Below are 15023 nucleotides of genomic sequence, written 5' to 3'. Positions count from 1 at the left end.
GCCGTACCATTTCTGTGGTGCATAGAAATATTCAAACTATACAAACTGAATTTCACAAAGGTTGCGATATTTTATCGCGGCCAAATTTTACTTCAATGGACATGTGTTTTAGCAGGAGCCTGTAGTTTTCATCAGTGGCAATTTTCCGCCACCCCTTAGGTCCGATAAAAATGAAGGTATCTTCGTAGTTTTTCTCAAGGTTAGGTGCTAAGCCAGAGTGATTATAGTAAGATGCTTTACATAGCTCGTCCATATAGCGGGTAAAAGCACCATATTGTTGCAGATCACGGACAACTTCAAGGCAAGTCGCTAATATATCGGACAAATCTACTTCTGAGGCGTTGTCATTTGCAACCTTAAAAGTATTTATCACCCCTACAGGGCTCCGATCTTTATATACATCCTCATGACTGAAATACCCGTAGGTATCGGCTAATACTCCTTGAAACGACGAAGTCATGAGCCATGCAAACTGTCGAAATAATGGGAGTAGTTCGCGATGCGATGCAGCAAGTTTATCATCAAGGAGAATACTGGCAGTAAGCTTACGTGCAGGAAGTGGCTTACCTTCAGCAATATAGAATGGCCCTGTTTTTTTACGAATACTTTTAGTATCGATACATTCCACTTCATCTATATTCTGCCACGGCTGCTTATGAAGTTCTTCGAGCGCTTGCTTGACATTATCGTAACCTGTACCGCCTACAGGCTCCTCTTTCTCCGCAAGTATCTGGGTTGCTGCGATAGAGATTATTTCTTCATTTAACTCAATCGCTAAACTCGAAAGCCTATTTGATAGCTTAATCGCAGCATCAGTATAGAGTTCAATATCTATAGCAACGATACCACCGTAATATGTTTTACCAGTGAGCGAATAATCTAAATGAGAAAATAGATGATGCTCATAGAGAAAAGTATCGATATGCGCACAAAAAATATGCTCGTAGAGATGACCGAGCTGAATCGCGGATGACTGCTTGATGAGGATAAGTCGTTTCATAATACAGTCTTAGTATAATTGATTTAACCTAAAAAGTAGAGCAGCCCCACCCGAGGAGCGGAATGCTCACTCGGATGAGGCCTTAGCGCTGATGTCAGCCCAGAGGGGCAATCATTACCACTTCGTGCGGCCGTGGTTGTTCTTGCCCTTGGCGTCGTGGACCTTCCGCGAGTCCTGACCCTTCGACTTGCGCTTGGGTTTCGGAGCACCGAGATTCTCGACGCGACTGACGAAGGAGCTGCGCTTCTGGCCGCTCCCCTGGATCTTCGCCTTCTTACCAGAGCCCTTGTAGGCCATGGGTAGCACCTCTTTCGAGGGTAATGTGACGATTGAGCCGCCACAACCATTGTCGCGCATTTTGCTCGACTTTTTAATTATCACACTTACTTTAAGTAGCGTCAATAAAAGTTATACTGATACATCTATTTTAGAGTGATGATATAAACTATAGAAATCACGCTCTGATTTATCGAAGAGCTATTTGAAGCTGCTAGGTATAATTGTTATCATTATTTTATGATTACAAAAGCAGCCCTCCTTCTTTTTCGTGAATTCAATGGAAAAAAACAACTCCTTTTTGTTAAAACCCATAACAGAGATTTTTATATTTTTCCAGGTGGCGTTCAGGAATTGAATGAAAACCTTGAGTCTATCCTGCATCGCGAGGCAAAAGATAATCTCGATATCGAAATTGAAAATATTCAGAAAATAGGCGTGAGTACAGGTGCTACTCCAAGTGGTGTGCCTTTAGAAATGCATTTATTCGCCGCTACGCAATCTCAAGAACCGACTGCAAAAAATGAAATAGAAAAATTATGGTGGATGAGTCGAGATGAAGCCTTGCAAAACAAAGAACTGCTAACCCCTATCGCACTCGATGAGGTATTTCCTCTACTCGAAGACAAGAAGGTTTGGTAAGTAAAGTATGGGAGTGAATCTCAACAAAACAAGTCATATACTCTTTTTTATTGTTGCATTACCGGCAATAAGTTTTGGCGCAGGATATGGTTTTTCGCAACTATTCCCGAATGTTCCTTTTTGGGTAGAAACACTTTCTCCGCTAGGCGCATACGGCCTGCTATATAGCTTTATTTGAGAGAAAAATATGGCACTGGCCTATTTTCCGCCTCTTAGGAATTGTCTCAATACCAGATGTGCGAGGGCGGTGGCTGGGAGAACAAACTTCATCCTTTAAAGATGCGAATGGAAAGTTTCGCAAATCCAGAGTAATCATGGAAATAGAGCAAACTTTCTCAACAATAAGGGTAAATACCTACTACAAAAACTGGCATACCACACACTCACTGAGCTCCTTCATCTCTATTGAAGACGAATGCATCTTATTTATAATGTTTGAGACGGCACCTCGAATCGAATATGAAGGTGGGGCATCAGCGCATAAAGGCGTAATACGCCTTACGCAACTTCCAGATAAAAAGCTAACTGGTACTTACTTCAATGCCGAAGGCCGAAGTGGCGAGCTTAGCTTCAAACGGACCCGCTATACTCTCTATCAAACATTCGAGAGCGTTGGAAGCTTAAAATAGCTAATTAATCTGTTGCTGGCACTCTTGACTTATGAGTGCCAATTTTTTTAAAATTAATAGAGAAAAGGTAATCCTTTTCGCGAATTAATCAAATAAAGGAGGTTATTGTGAGTAACTTAGTTAGATTTGATCCGTTTGCGGAGATCCAGGCCTTACAAAAACAACTTTTCACGGACGACTGGTTTTCACCCATTAAATCCATGCAAATGCCCACAATGGACGTTTATACCTCAAAGGACGACAAGGAACTCCACATAGAAGCACACCTACCCAACTTCGACCAGAAAGACATCGATATTCATATCGATAAAGGCTCCTTGGTGATTCGAGCCGAACGTCACGAGCAAGAAAAAGATAAAGATAAAAAATACATTGTCCGTGAAAGCAGCACAAGTTTTTACCGCAATGTTCACTTACCCGAAGCCGCCGACGAAAACTCTATTAAGGCTACAATGAAGGATGGAGTTTTAAAGATTGCAATAAAGTTTAAGCAATTACCAAAACCAAAGCAAATAGCAATCGAGGCTTAATCTAAAAAGCGCCGTTCGAAGGCGCTTTTTAGATTAAGCTCACTAGTTTCTACTAACCGTATAATGAATCGACTGGAAAACGATCTTTCCTCCTTTTATTACAAAGCTATCAGCCCCGTCGCAAACCTCGCCCTTGCTTAGGTTTGCCGTCCATTCCAAAAAAGCATAATCTTCTTCTATAAGGGTATGTCTATATTCAAACACAGCATCAGGCCCGACAAACTTTTCCAACTCTGAGGCAGAAGCCTTCACATCCTCCCAACCCTTGAAACCGCCGGTTCCCGTAAGGAAGATAACGTCTTTGGCGTAATTTGCTTCCAAGTCACCTTGCAAATCACCCTCTAAACGCTTTGTAAGATGATCCTAGAATACTTCGGTTGTGCTTCGTGCTTTTTGAGCCATGCTACTTTAAGGCAGGTTCAGTTGAATCAACCGCAGGATTTGTAACCAAGGCATATCCTACTACCAAAATACCTACAATAACATGAGGCACCCAAGCATTCGCAGGCGCACTGGCAAAGCCAAACAACCATGGCGACAAAGCAAGGAAAATACCTGTCAGGTAATCGAGCACCAGATGAATCCGCATAGGAATAAGTTTTAAGGGGCTTGCGCTACTGGTAGTTACCAGTTCACTTAAAATAATGAAAATACCTACATACAGGGGCACAGCCGATGCCGCCGGATTATCGCTAAATCCAAAAATATATGGAGCTAGCAATAGCACTACTCCAACCAGTAAACCAATAATTGTGTGAGCCTTTGATGAAAGAAATCGCATAGAATTCTCCTCATTTAAATTTGCTACTCTTCTATTGTATACCTATGCATAAGAAGAATAAACTAAATTTTGCTTTTACTTAACTCTTTAAGCCCATCGAGTATTGCTTTATGAACTCTTTTGTCATTGATAGTTCTAAAGTGACCATAGGTGTGAAGACGAACGTTGGTAGCCCCTTTTAAAAAGCTTCCTTTTGGAATATGCGGATCAAACAGCCCAAAAATAGACACGATTCTATTATTTATCACTTCGTTTACTGCCAGCTGTTGAAGCAAGGAAGAATTTGGCGTAAAAATACGAAGCGATGGCAGAGGCAACAAGTAGGCGTATTTAGAGCCGGAAAACGGAGTGTTAATGGCCACCATACCGTTAAAAACATTTCTTTTGTTATGATGGAGCAGCAAATATTTCCCTATTAGTCCCCCTTTGCTATGAGCCACGATTATACAATTAGTCAGGTGATTTTCTGCAATATAATGACGTACCTTTTGCGCCGCCTCCTCCACTGTTCCGCGATTATATCCTATGCCTTCAACGACGTGAACAACATATCCCGCGTTAAAAAGTATGTTGGCAATAGGTTTCATAAACTCCCACCGCTCGTATATACCAGGTATAAGAATAACCGGCGTTTTGTGTAGAACTTTCGCAGGCTTTAAATATATCTTTGCATCACCATGCCGTATAAACCCCAATGCTTGCCAAAAACCCACGTAAATATAATCGAGTATCCAATAATACCACCGGATTAAAAAACGTTTTATTCGGCTAGAAAATCTTTGCATACGGCAAAGAGCTCCCGAGGATTAGTAAACTGTACAACATGTGGTGCATTGGCCACTTCTGCAACTTTCGCACTTTTCATGCTATTCTTAACGTGCATAACCCAACCATGCGGAGCGATTTTTATCTTTAGATCCACGAACAATAAGGGTTGGTGTTGCAATATGCCGCACACGCTCATCTAAACGGTCTTCTATCATATATTTCGCAGTTTTAAGGTATCTAGAAAGGCCCATGAGTAAATAATCACTGAAGATAATAAAATTTGCTTTTGCGGGCTCACGAAAGGTGTCTTGTAAAAGACGCAACCCTTGCATCCACAAATTTCGCTCCCATTTATTTACCGTCGGGCCTATTAGTACAAGCCTTTTACAAAGCAAGGGGTGTCGCACGACGAGCTGAGCTGCTACTTGACATCCCATAGATTGACCTACAATCACTGCCTGTGGTACATGGGTTTCAGCAAAATATTCTGCCACTACATCTGCCAATTCGGCGGGCGAAAGTGCATGATCGGGTCGAGGAGTTCTTCCATAACCGGGCATATCCAAAACCCGAACATCGAAATGTCGGGCCAGTACTTCGGCAAAAGGCAGAAAATAAGTGCCCTATACACCAATTCCATGCAGCAAAACTATGACCAGGCGACCTTCTCCTGGCGAAGAACGTCGTACATCTATAAAATAACTGCCTACTTTCACCCGTGCTTTTGAAGATAATAAACTCATATAAGCCATTCCTATCATTATCCCATAATTATTCCTTATACTTAAGGTATGAGACTTTATCATGAGATAAGCAGCGATTCCCTTAAGGGTACTCTACGCAAGGGTCTAAAACGCACTAGTCGAGGTGAGAAGGGTGATGATGAATCTATTATTAAGACAGACAGATACTTGGACAGCGTTAGACCCACTGCCCTTAAGAAACTCGACCTTTCCAGGAGTAATAATATATATATACGCTTTCATCGGAAGCAAGGACACGATAATCGATATTACGGATGGAGCCACTATGGCACTACGGGAATATATGACAGATCGTGACTCTGTACTTTTGGAACTTACTATCGATAGCAAATACTGCTATGTTTCAGACTTGGATAAATATGATGCTGTGAAATCGAGTCTTCTAAATAACAATAAGGAACGTGCTTTTACCTATGCTCAGATATATTGGCGTTCAATTACAAATCTCGCTGTCTTTCAACCTGGCACTATTGCACGCCCTGAAGTAATGATCGTAAAAGATTTGCCGCCCGATGCAATATCTGTCCGTGCAACACCCTAGTTCTAGCTTTACACACCACACTAAGGTGTTGCACTTTCATTGTTTTCAAGAATGAGGTTTAATATATCTCAACATGTCGAGATATATTGAGTTTACAAGCTCTCCTGAAAATCGGCACTTTTCTTTTTCTCAAGGAATACCTGTTCATGATGAAGAACTGCCAACACGCTTTTTAAACGTAAGGGGTCTACGTATTGATAAAGGTGAACCTGTGCTTTTTGGGGATACCGAACTTATAGATAGGCTTCATCGAGCGTTAGTCGAGACAAAAAGACTGGAAAGCAATGGCGCTGTAATAGATTGTTTGGCGTTTGTCGCACTTATGTGTAGCATGGAACTACCAAAGCCCGGTCTACACGGAAAGTTCCATTTTGAAGACACAACATTAACAAATGAGATACAAGATGACGATATGCCTAATCTTATGCCCCTTAACCTCACCCGAGGAAATGGTTACGAGCATTCAGCATATCCCGCGCACACTCGAAATAAGGCAATGTATTTACATAAGCTAGGCGACATCGGGCCAGTCGCTTTCAGCTCGCTAGGAGAGGCGAAGAAATTATATGATCTCAATTCCGCCCATCCAATGACCGATCTGAAGGTAAGATAGTAGCATAAACACTACTTGTTCAAAACAATTTCTCTGTTGATACTAAGTTGATCAATAAAATATTCATCGTGTGACGCAATTATTAAGGCGCCGTTATAATCGCTGAGAGCTTGTTCGATGGACTCTTTTGTTGCGATATCCAGGTGATTTGTTGGCTCATCCAAAATCAATAAGTCGTACTCCGCAAGAAGAAGTTTCAGAAAGCCAATTTTTGCCTGTTGTCCCCGTGATAAATTACTAATCTTTTGATGAAGTAAGTCAGGTAATAATCCTATATTTTTCGCGGCTTTATAAATCTTTTCATCTTCCGCATAAAGGCGGGAAAGCGCCTCATAACCGGATTTAAATATGTCTAAATCATATACATCCTGAGAAAAATAGCCAGCACGCACCCCATCCCCATATTTTATTATGCCGCTCTCCGGCTTTATTTTTTTTGCACAAATTTTTAGTAATGTTGATTTCCCGCTCCCATTTCGGCCCTTCACCCATATACGATCCGAGCCAAAAATAGTCATATTCAGGTCTTCAAGCACGGCAAAACCATGATATCTCTTTGTAACATGATCGAGCTTAAGAAGTATCTTTGTTGCGTTTGCTTCTCCCGACAATGCAACTTTATATTTCTTTTCTCTATCCGGAATTTCGACTGGATCTAATCTTTCCAGACGGGCACGTAACGCCTTCGTTCTCCTTCCGAGAGAGTTCTGGACATACTCGTTTTTAAAGTGCTTTACAAATTTATCGTTGTCTCGAGCTTTTCGGTCGCGTGAACCGCCTTTGGAGCGATCAGCGGCATCGCGAATAAGCTTTTTAACCTTCTGCTGTTCTTGCTGATGATTTTCGTATTCTCTAGTCGCCCGCTTCCGCTCCTCTTCTTGAAATAAGCTATAGTCGTCATAGTTACCTTTGAATTCTTGGAGCTTGCCGTCGTCGAGTATCCATAGCTTCTCGGCAATAGCATTAATAAATGCTCGATCATGAGTGACAACCACAATCTTCCCTTGAAAAGAACGTATGAAGGACTTAAGCCAATCGACACCTTCTTTATCAAGATTATTCGTTGGCTCATCAAGCAACAGTACGGTGGGCTGGGGGTTTTGTGCCAGGACATAGGCAATTGCTAAGCGTGTACGCTGACCACCACTGAGATCTCGAAGTGGTTTGGTTAGTATATCATGCTCGAGATTTACTCGCTCCATAGCGTAGAATAGTCGCCATTCATCGAACAGATCTAAGCTAGGTCTATTATGTTCGTCAATATCTTGCAAAACATATCCGATAACCTCACTATCTCGACGAATAAGACCGTTATCGGGTTTAATGCTGCCCTGGAGCAGCTTAAGAAGTGTAGTTTTGCCACTACCATTCTTGCCCATAAGGACAACTTTATCGTTATCCGCAAGCGTAAAAGATACGTCCTCCAGTAACACCCGGGAACCAAAAGACTTTGAAATAGAATTGCCTGTAACCATGTATATTCACCTCTATACTGAACTCCATTCGCAGTTCAACTTACTAATAAAATGCCTTTATGCTTAGCAAAATATAGAAGTAAATTTCATGAGAGATCGCTTTCCTTTCTATTATCTACATTAGATGATAACAAGATTATTTATAATTTTACAGTCAGGCCTTTATCATTTCTATGACTTTTATGCCACGATGTCATTCGCGCTAATCTAATGTAGAATCTACATTATTTGGTATGATGTAATCATGGAAGCCGGACTTATAGACTACAGACAAATTATTTTGCCTCGGAATAAACGAGACCAAGGCCTTAAGAAACTTCTTGAACTCACAATAGAAGAAATTAAGGCACTTGGGCCTATTACAATCTTTGATTTTACGATTCAGGGTCTGTTTACATGGACTGGCAATTTGCACTTACAGGAAAGTGTCTTTTTTACGTTTAGACACGATGATCTTGTTGATAAGAAGATTGAAAAGGCAACCATAAAAAAGGCTGTTGTTCAAGGTGATAGGCTACAGTTAGTCCACATACAACTATCGAATGACGGAGGAGCATACGACTACGCCTCTTTACTACAAGGAGTGTTGGATACATGCGAAGAAAATAAGTCCTATAAGCTTGGAAGTATCTATTTTGACCATAAGATGGAAGATAATGCTATTCAACTGCCATTTTTTGCGTTAACTTTTATAAAATAAGCAAGTGATTGTATGATATCAATAATTTGAAATACTTCTGCTCCCGATGGTTCGAAAGAGGCGCTCAATGTGATGAGGGCGATAGTCAGGAGAGAGCAAATAGTGATGTTCTTGGGATTCATATTTTTATGTAAGCTTTTTCTAGGTATACTAGATATATGCTTAAAAAGGTTACGGTATTTATCCTATCTATTGGCCTGTCCTTTGCGGCTGGTGCCATCGGCTCACTTGCCACCATTCCGAATATTCCTTCGTGGTATGCCAACCTCGAAAAGCCCGCGTTTAATCCTCCAAATTGGATCTTTGGACCTGTTTGGTCGGTATTGTACGTGCTAATGGGAATTGCACTAGCATTGATAATTCTCCAAGCAGTCAAGCGACCAAAGCAAACAGCTTATTTTTGGTTTGGGCTTCAGCTTGTACTTAACACCGTATGGTCGCTGGTATTTTTTGGTCTTCACTCGCCTTGGCTGGGTATAGCGGTAATTATCGCGCTTATTATTAGCATAGTAATGACAATCCTTGAGTTTAACAAGATTAAAAAAGCCGCGGCATGGCTCCTATCACCTTACCTCGCCTGGGTTTGTTTTGCGACCTACTTAACAACAGCGATTGCTTTGTTAAATTAGCTTATCTATCGCCTAGGCTTGCGTCTTACATTTGCGACAGAGTCCATTTATTTCAAAGGTGTGTCCTGTTACTTCAAACCCTTGCCCATGCGCAATGATGTCGATCATTTTTTCTAGATTATCAGACTGGATTTCTTCAATAGCGCCACAGTTATTGCATAAAAGGTGGTGGTGATGCGGACGAAAAGGAGAGGCAAGTTCGTAGCGCTCTTTCCAGCCATGAGCCACTCTTGTCGTAAGGCCAATTTTTGTAAATACTTCAATTGTCCTATACACACTCACTTTATCAATAGCGGGATTTATCTTGGTAATTTCAACTGGAGAAAGTGGTGCTTTTGCTTCTTTAAATATTTGCAAGATGGCCATGCGCGATGTCGTTGTGCGTAGGTGATTGCGTGCAAATAATGCTTTTATATCGGTGTCCATAGTTTCAGTATATCATGTTATTGAAACTTATTTGCAATAACTATCATGCAAGCGTTATAGTGACAAATATGAAAATTGCATTCGTAGGAAAAGGTGGTAGTGGCAAAACAACTGTATCATCTCTATTTGCCCAATATCAGTCTGAGAAAGAATCAACGCTCGCCATAGACGCAGACATAAATATGCATATGGCCGAGCTACTCACAAATGAATCACCAACAAAGGATCATCTTATATCCGAGAAAGAACCAAGTAATAAAATTCGCGACTACCTGCGTGGTAGTAATAATCGCATCGAAACAAATGCTCATTTCAAAAAGTCTACCCCTCCAGGGTCTGGATCAAACCTTGTTGATATTACCAATAAAGACGACTGGCTTATGAAAACGTATAGTCACCAAATAACAACGAATCTTGGGCTTATAACCGTAGGATCATACTCGGAAGAAGGTATTGCTTCAAGTTGTTACCATAATAACTTGTCGGTTCTCGAAAATATTTTATCTCATACGACAGATCGCGGTATTGTCGTCGCGGATATGGTCGCTGGCACCGATGCATTTGCCAGCACTCTATTTTCACAATTCGATATGCTTGTCTTTGTCGTTGAGCCAACTGCGCGTAGTGTGGCGGTGTTAGAGCAATACCAACGCTTGGCAAAGCATAGTGGAGTCGATGATAAACTTTTTATTGTTGCGAACAAAGTTGAAAATAAAGAGGATTATGATTTTCTTGAATCTAAATTAGACAGAAAGAATCTCATTGGCCATATTGCGCGCTCATCCCATTTGCTTCGTGTCGACAAGGGGCAAGAAACGTTAAATGTTCGTGCCCTGGATAAAAAAGACCAGGAGATATTTGCCACGCTGCAAACACTACTCAAAAAGAAGGCCACTCCCATGCAACAGCGTCTGCCAAAGCTCTGGGAGCTTCATAAAATGTATGTAAGCCAAGCCTTCGTAAAAGACCGTTTCGGCGATCTCACCCTGCAAATCGATTCCGACTTTAAATACCCGAAAGAATAGAATATGAACAACGAATACTATAGTGGCCCTGAGGCGGTCACCCATTATTTGCGCCCTGATCCAGATAAATATATACCGCTTGTCGAGCTACCCGAATCACTAAATCCATATCTTAAAAAGTACAATATCCACATCGATGCTAAGCTCATGAATACCCTTCCCCTAGGCAACGTCAAGTCACTTCCTGCGTGGCAAATGCTCCAAGATGGAGGTGAGCTATCTGGGCTTTCTTTGGTCGAAGCATCGTCGGGAAATACTGTATTCAGCCTAGGTTTACTCGCGCAATATTTTGGAGTCAAATCAGTGCGAGCCATTGCTTCACCGGAAGTAAGTGACGGAAAACTAGATTTGCTCCAACTCGCAGGTGTAAATGTAAAACTTGTTGAAGGCCCCATTTGCCCCAATCCGGATGATCCAGAAGGCGCGATCGCAACCGCATATCAAGAAGGGTCAAAACCAGGGTTTGTTAATCTTGGCCAGTACGACAATGATTCAAACCCGGCTGCACACGAAAAGATTACTGGCCCACAGCTATTTAGCCAATTAGGTAAAGATATTGGCATGTTTTGCGCGGGTCTAGGAACGACAGGCACCCTCCTGGGCACCTCGCGTTATCTTCACAAAAAAATCCCAAACTTAAAAGTAGCGGGCGTCGTCCGCATGCCGAACAATCCTGTGCCGGGTGTGCGGACAACACGCGGCTTGAATGAGGTGGCATTCCCATGGAGTAAAGTTCTCACCGAACCTCTCATGGAAATTGATGAAAAGGAAGCCTATAAAACCAGCTTATCTCTCATCCGTACGGGCCTGCTTGTTGGCCCAAGTTCGGGCTTTGTTTTTGCTGGGGTTATGCGCCACTTAAAACGCTTAGAAAAAAACAATGAGATTGAATCCTTAAGAGGTAAGCACGTTGTTTTTGTCTGTCCTGACACGCCTTTTCCCTACGTGGCCGAATATAAGAAGGTTCTAGGATCAGCGCATTTTCCCGTCATCGAAAATAGTCAGCTCCGGGATAAAGCCGCCATAAGCGAACAAACTTCTATCACTCTTGTGCCCGAACTTGACGTGAAGGCTGTGCGAGGATTATACGATTCTGATACATCAACCGCTAAGGATACTGTCTTGATTGATGTACGAGAGCCGAACGAATTTGCCGACCACCATCTTCCCGGTTCAATAAACATTCCTCTTTCGGAACTCCCAAGCTGGATTAAAACAAGAAACGACCACGACCCTAGCCGAGTAATCTTCATTTGTCGAAGTGGAAATCGAAGCGCCAAAGCAACATACCTTGCAAAACAAATGGATATCAATGCCTACAACATGAAGGGTGGCACTGTCGAGTGGTCGGCGCAGAATTATCCGCGAATAAAGGATCCTTACTGTGTTACTGAGATAATCCCATCGCAGTAACATTAATGCCCGCAGTATGTATAATCTTTGACATAAGGCATGCTTAGAACTTTAGGTATCCGTTTCGAACGGTATCCAGCCGCCGCGACCATCAGAAAGTGCTTCTGTCGTAATAGTATGGTCGAAACAGGAGAGTATGGCTTTCATAATTGCCGCTCTTGCTAACTCGGCGCGCAGTACCTCTTCTCTCTTACCCGGTCTAGTCGCATATTCACTATCCAGTACGTTTCGCCTGTCCGAATAGACCGCGATTCGGGGTTCTCCCGGCCACTCTTCGAACTTTAATAAGCCCTGCCATAGGAACCTACCGAAACTTACGGCATCGAACTCTCTTCCTTCCGACTCGAATTCGCCTAATCTCAAGAATTCTACATCCGCCATTTGTCTTACTATACAGATTTCCGAGCATTTAAAATATCTAATAGCTTGGTCGTCGTGCTCCAACTACGAATTGTCATCGAAGCGTACAGTGGCGTACCTACGATTCTGTTTAGCCGACTTTTTGTGCGCTCGACACCAAGGCGCTGTGAATATATTACGCCTTCTCCTGGCCAAATCTTATCGACACCTTCGCGCGGATCAAAGATAGCCATCGCTTGGACGGCATTGATATCTATCAAAAAGATCACATCACTATAGTATTTATGTGGATATTCACCAAAACTTTCAGGTTTTGCATTAATTATAGTGCGCAATTGACCGTGAGTAAGTACGAGAGCTTTTACTAATTTATTATCAAGCTTAAAGCAGCGCGGCAGCAACTCCTCAATCTGTGTTTTTACTTCACCAGCAGGCTTATTGGAATCTACAATAACATTACCACTTGCAATATATGTAGATACATTCGAAAACCCCGCATCTTCCAGGCATGCTCGCAATTTCGCCATTGGCACTTTGTTTTTGCCACCGACATTGACACCACGGAGAAGTATTAAGAAGGTATTCATTGTTTTACTCTACTAGCCTTCTTGAGTGAGCTCATTTATGAGTTGCTTCATCTCTTCGGGGTGATCGCTCAACCAAACGGCAAGGCCATGATCAACCCCAGCATACTCATGATAGCTCACATGGCGTGCACTTTCTTTAAGTTTGGCTATCACACCGGCGAGAATTACAGTATCTTCGCTCCCTATTGCCAATAATGTCTTTCCTTCAAAGTTTCGTAACTTTACAAATGCGTCACTTTGGCGCCAACTTTCAAACTGACGAATGGATTCGGTAAAAGCTTCCGTTCCAAATGGCAAATCATATACATTTGTCGTGTAAACCCCAGGACAGCCCAGCAGAATTGCTTTGATACGATCTCTATATACGGGCAAAAGATCACACACTGTCTGACCACTCATACTAAAGCCTGCTAAGTAGAGCTCACTCTTCTTTGGAAGAATTTGATCAATAGCGGCGCTTGCTTGAATTTGTCGACGTTTGAGTGAGAGTTCTTTTATATTTCCGGTGCTATCACCATGACCTGAAAAGTCCAGTAAGACGACTCCTATTCCTTTGTTCAACAATTGCTTGGCCATTGCGTAGTAGCGTACACGGCTAGCCATGCCCGCACCATGCAAAATGACGACATTCTTTGTCTTAAGTTCATACTCACACGCAATAGTTTCATTATCGATAGAAAGATTCTTTTTAGTAAGTGGCATATTCGCATTATAGCCTACATGGCATTGCCACTAACAAAGGACCAGTGGTATTGTAAAGATATGGCATCCTTCAACCCCAAACTCATTCACCTCAATGGACCGGCAGGTATCGGCAAAGATACGATCGCTAAGAGGTATACCGATACCCATCCCCTTGCGTTATGTATCCGAACAGACGAAATTATTACGACCATAGGAGATTGGTCCTCTACTAAAAATTACGATCCTGCCCGTCACCTTGCATTTGATATAGCCTTAAGTATGATTGCCACACATCTCAAAAATGGCCACGATGTCATCGTACCCCATCTTCTCACCGACCTTGATGAGGCTGAAGCGCTAGAAAAAGTTGCCCAGGATATGAATGCACCATTTATAGAGATCCTTCTTTCTACAGACAAAAATGATGCGCTTGATCGTGTATTTGAACGAGGTACCCGAGGTGAACCTGGAGCACCGCCATTAACACCTGATGATCGAGACGAGTTTGAAGAGCTATATGATAACGTTTACTTAGCCGCAGATACACGTGTTAATCTTTTTCGAATTACTTCCGCGAAAGGAGATATCGACGGAACTTATCAAAAAGTCGTGGACGCAATCAATAGCGTAAGCAAGACTGATGTTTAGTCAAAAGTACGCCATCATCGCCCCCTTAGAAGCTCTTGAAGTAGGGACCGAGTTTCCATCGTCCGGCTGGCCGCTTCATATTACGCTTGCTGACACGTTCGCGATCAAGCGGCAAGAAACTGATTTTGATAGTAAGCTTCAAACACTGCTTGCTAATCAGAAAGTAGTCACCGTCACCGTAGGAGATGACGAATTCTTTGGGCCGGAAAAACAAACACGCGTCGCATTGCTTATTCCCAATGAAGAGTTGAGAGCACTTCATTATACTATAGTCCATTTGTTAAAGCAGGAGGGCGCGACATTTAACAACCCTGAATATAACGAAGGTGGCTTCCGCCCTCATTCAACCGTCCAGGCTCATGCTCGGCTGAATAAGGATGAGCGAGTAACAATCAGCTCACTCTGCCTCATCGATATGTTTCCGAACGATGATCCGTATCAGCGTAGAGTGCTTACAAAAGTGAACCTCCACCAATAAGCATTACGGGCATTTTTACCAGAAGCCACGGAGCGTGCATACGCGATTTCAAGC

The 15023-nt window shown here is 42.4% G+C and carries 22 protein-coding genes; 11 read left to right on the top strand and 11 right to left on the bottom strand.

The features are described 5' to 3' along the window. Nucleotides 1-52: 52 nt before the first annotated feature. Both VFH06_02305 and VFH06_02300 read right to left on the bottom strand, forming a co-directional pair. Nucleotides 53-1000 carry a hypothetical protein gene (locus tag VFH06_02305; GenBank protein ID HET6746918.1) on the bottom strand — a complete coding sequence of 316 codons (948 nt, stop codon included), beginning with the start codon at nucleotides 998-1000 and terminating at the stop codon, nucleotides 53-55. Nucleotides 1001-1114: 114 nt separating this feature from the next. Continuing rightward, a complete protein-coding gene (locus VFH06_02300) occupies nucleotides 1115-1297 on the bottom strand; it encodes a hypothetical protein (protein HET6746917.1) in 183 nt (60 codons plus the stop codon). A gap of 219 nt (nucleotides 1298-1516) precedes the next feature. Here VFH06_02300 and VFH06_02295 point away from each other — a divergent pair, with 219 nt between their 5' ends. From VFH06_02295 to VFH06_02285, 3 genes are all read left to right on the top strand, one after another. Beyond that, nucleotides 1517-1918 carry an NUDIX domain-containing protein gene (locus tag VFH06_02295; GenBank protein HET6746916.1) on the top strand — a complete coding sequence of 134 codons (402 nt, stop codon included), beginning with the start codon at nucleotides 1517-1519 and terminating at the stop codon, nucleotides 1916-1918. A 164-nt stretch (nucleotides 1919-2082) separates the two neighbouring features. Further along, complete coding sequence (locus VFH06_02290) at nucleotides 2083-2547, top strand: hypothetical protein (protein HET6746915.1); 465 nt, start codon at nucleotides 2083-2085, stop codon at nucleotides 2545-2547. Nucleotides 2548-2654: 107 nt separating this feature from the next. Then, nucleotides 2655-3077 carry an Hsp20/alpha crystallin family protein gene (locus VFH06_02285; protein HET6746914.1) on the top strand — a complete coding sequence of 141 codons (423 nt, stop codon included), beginning with the start codon at nucleotides 2655-2657 and terminating at the stop codon, nucleotides 3075-3077. A gap of 42 nt (nucleotides 3078-3119) precedes the next feature. Here the strand turns inward: VFH06_02285 and VFH06_02280 are convergent, their stop codons facing one another. The 4 genes from VFH06_02280 to VFH06_02265 all read right to left on the bottom strand — a co-directional run bounded on the left by VFH06_02280 (nucleotide 3120) and on the right by VFH06_02265 (nucleotide 5237). Then, nucleotides 3120-3398 carry a nuclear transport factor 2 family protein gene (locus VFH06_02280; protein ID HET6746913.1) on the bottom strand — a complete coding sequence of 93 codons (279 nt, stop codon included), beginning with the start codon at nucleotides 3396-3398 and terminating at the stop codon, nucleotides 3120-3122. 82 nt (nucleotides 3399-3480) lie between these two features. Beyond that, entirely contained in the window at nucleotides 3481-3858 is a 378-nt protein-coding gene (locus VFH06_02275) for an SPW repeat protein (protein HET6746912.1), read from the bottom strand. Between the two features lie 62 nt (nucleotides 3859-3920). Further along, nucleotides 3921-4445, bottom strand: a complete 525-nt coding sequence (locus VFH06_02270; protein ID HET6746911.1) for a hypothetical protein — start codon at nucleotides 4443-4445, stop codon at nucleotides 3921-3923. 285 nt (nucleotides 4446-4730) lie between these two features. After that, nucleotides 4731-5237, bottom strand: a complete 507-nt coding sequence (locus VFH06_02265; GenBank protein HET6746910.1) for an alpha/beta fold hydrolase — start codon at nucleotides 5235-5237, stop codon at nucleotides 4731-4733. Nucleotides 5238-5655: 418 nt separating this feature from the next. Between VFH06_02265 and VFH06_02260 the strand changes: the two genes are divergently transcribed. Both VFH06_02260 and VFH06_02255 read left to right on the top strand, forming a co-directional pair. Continuing rightward, the gene (locus VFH06_02260; GenBank protein HET6746909.1) at nucleotides 5656-5931 is read left to right on the top strand and encodes a hypothetical protein; all 276 of its coding nucleotides are present in this window, start codon (nucleotides 5656-5658) and stop codon (nucleotides 5929-5931) included. Nucleotides 5932-6004: 73 nt separating this feature from the next. Next, the gene (locus tag VFH06_02255; protein ID HET6746908.1) at nucleotides 6005-6544 is read left to right on the top strand and encodes a hypothetical protein; all 540 of its coding nucleotides are present in this window, start codon (nucleotides 6005-6007) and stop codon (nucleotides 6542-6544) included. 11 nt (nucleotides 6545-6555) lie between these two features. On the opposite strand, the gene VFH06_02250 is transcribed toward VFH06_02255, so the two are convergent. After that, nucleotides 6556-7923 (bottom strand): ABC-F family ATP-binding cassette domain-containing protein, encoded by a 1368-nt coding sequence (locus VFH06_02250; protein ID HET6746907.1) that lies wholly within the window; start codon nucleotides 7921-7923, stop codon nucleotides 6556-6558. Between the two features lie 340 nt (nucleotides 7924-8263). On the opposite strand from VFH06_02250, the gene VFH06_02245 reads away from it, so the two are divergent. Together VFH06_02245 and VFH06_02240 are read left to right on the top strand one after the other, a co-directional pair. After that, nucleotides 8264-8719 (top strand): hypothetical protein, encoded by a 456-nt coding sequence (locus VFH06_02245; GenBank protein HET6746906.1) that lies wholly within the window; start codon nucleotides 8264-8266, stop codon nucleotides 8717-8719. A 158-nt stretch (nucleotides 8720-8877) separates the two neighbouring features. After that, nucleotides 8878-9348: a TspO/MBR family protein gene (locus tag VFH06_02240; GenBank protein HET6746905.1), complete on the top strand. Its 471-nt coding sequence runs from the start codon at nucleotides 8878-8880 to the stop codon at nucleotides 9346-9348. Between the two features lie 12 nt (nucleotides 9349-9360). On the opposite strand, the gene VFH06_02235 is transcribed toward VFH06_02240, so the two are convergent. Continuing rightward, nucleotides 9361-9774: a Fur family transcriptional regulator gene (locus VFH06_02235; GenBank protein HET6746904.1), complete on the bottom strand. Its 414-nt coding sequence runs from the start codon at nucleotides 9772-9774 to the stop codon at nucleotides 9361-9363. Between the two features lie 68 nt (nucleotides 9775-9842). On the opposite strand from VFH06_02235, the gene VFH06_02230 reads away from it, so the two are divergent. Together VFH06_02230 and VFH06_02225 are read left to right on the top strand one after the other, a co-directional pair. Continuing rightward, the gene (locus VFH06_02230) at nucleotides 9843-10799 is read left to right on the top strand and encodes a hypothetical protein (GenBank protein ID HET6746903.1); all 957 of its coding nucleotides are present in this window, start codon (nucleotides 9843-9845) and stop codon (nucleotides 10797-10799) included. A gap of 3 nt (nucleotides 10800-10802) precedes the next feature. Then, nucleotides 10803-12212: a pyridoxal-phosphate dependent enzyme gene (locus VFH06_02225; protein ID HET6746902.1), complete on the top strand. Its 1410-nt coding sequence runs from the start codon at nucleotides 10803-10805 to the stop codon at nucleotides 12210-12212. Nucleotides 12213-12263: 51 nt separating this feature from the next. On the opposite strand, the gene VFH06_02220 is transcribed toward VFH06_02225, so the two are convergent. Genes VFH06_02220 through VFH06_02210 form a run of 3 tightly spaced genes read right to left on the bottom strand, consistent with a single transcriptional unit; the run spans nucleotide 12264 to nucleotide 13861 of the window. Next, nucleotides 12264-12593 (bottom strand): hypothetical protein, encoded by a 330-nt coding sequence (locus VFH06_02220; protein HET6746901.1) that lies wholly within the window; start codon nucleotides 12591-12593, stop codon nucleotides 12264-12266. Nucleotides 12594-12601: 8 nt separating this feature from the next. Next, nucleotides 12602-13159, bottom strand: a complete 558-nt coding sequence (locus VFH06_02215) for a DUF1697 domain-containing protein (GenBank protein HET6746900.1) — start codon at nucleotides 13157-13159, stop codon at nucleotides 12602-12604. Between the two features lie 12 nt (nucleotides 13160-13171). After that, the gene (locus VFH06_02210; protein ID HET6746899.1) at nucleotides 13172-13861 is read right to left on the bottom strand and encodes an alpha/beta fold hydrolase; all 690 of its coding nucleotides are present in this window, start codon (nucleotides 13859-13861) and stop codon (nucleotides 13172-13174) included. 60 nt (nucleotides 13862-13921) lie between these two features. Between VFH06_02210 and VFH06_02205 the strand changes: the two genes are divergently transcribed. Together VFH06_02205 and VFH06_02200 are read left to right on the top strand one after the other, a co-directional pair. Further along, nucleotides 13922-14491, top strand: a complete 570-nt coding sequence (locus VFH06_02205; protein HET6746898.1) for an AAA family ATPase — start codon at nucleotides 13922-13924, stop codon at nucleotides 14489-14491. Then, the gene (locus VFH06_02200; protein HET6746897.1) at nucleotides 14484-14969 is read left to right on the top strand and encodes a 2'-5' RNA ligase family protein; all 486 of its coding nucleotides are present in this window, start codon (nucleotides 14484-14486) and stop codon (nucleotides 14967-14969) included. The genes VFH06_02205 and VFH06_02200 overlap by 8 nt, the downstream gene beginning before the upstream one ends. Nucleotides 14970-15023: the final 54 nt, after the last annotated feature.

Source organism: Candidatus Saccharimonadales bacterium, from assembly GCA_035697325.1.
Classification (GTDB): Bacteria; Patescibacteriota; Saccharimonadia; order Saccharimonadales; family Saccharimonadaceae; genus JALRBM01.
Note: the sequence above shows the minus strand (reverse complement) of the source record. Positions and strands in the feature narration are given on the sequence as shown.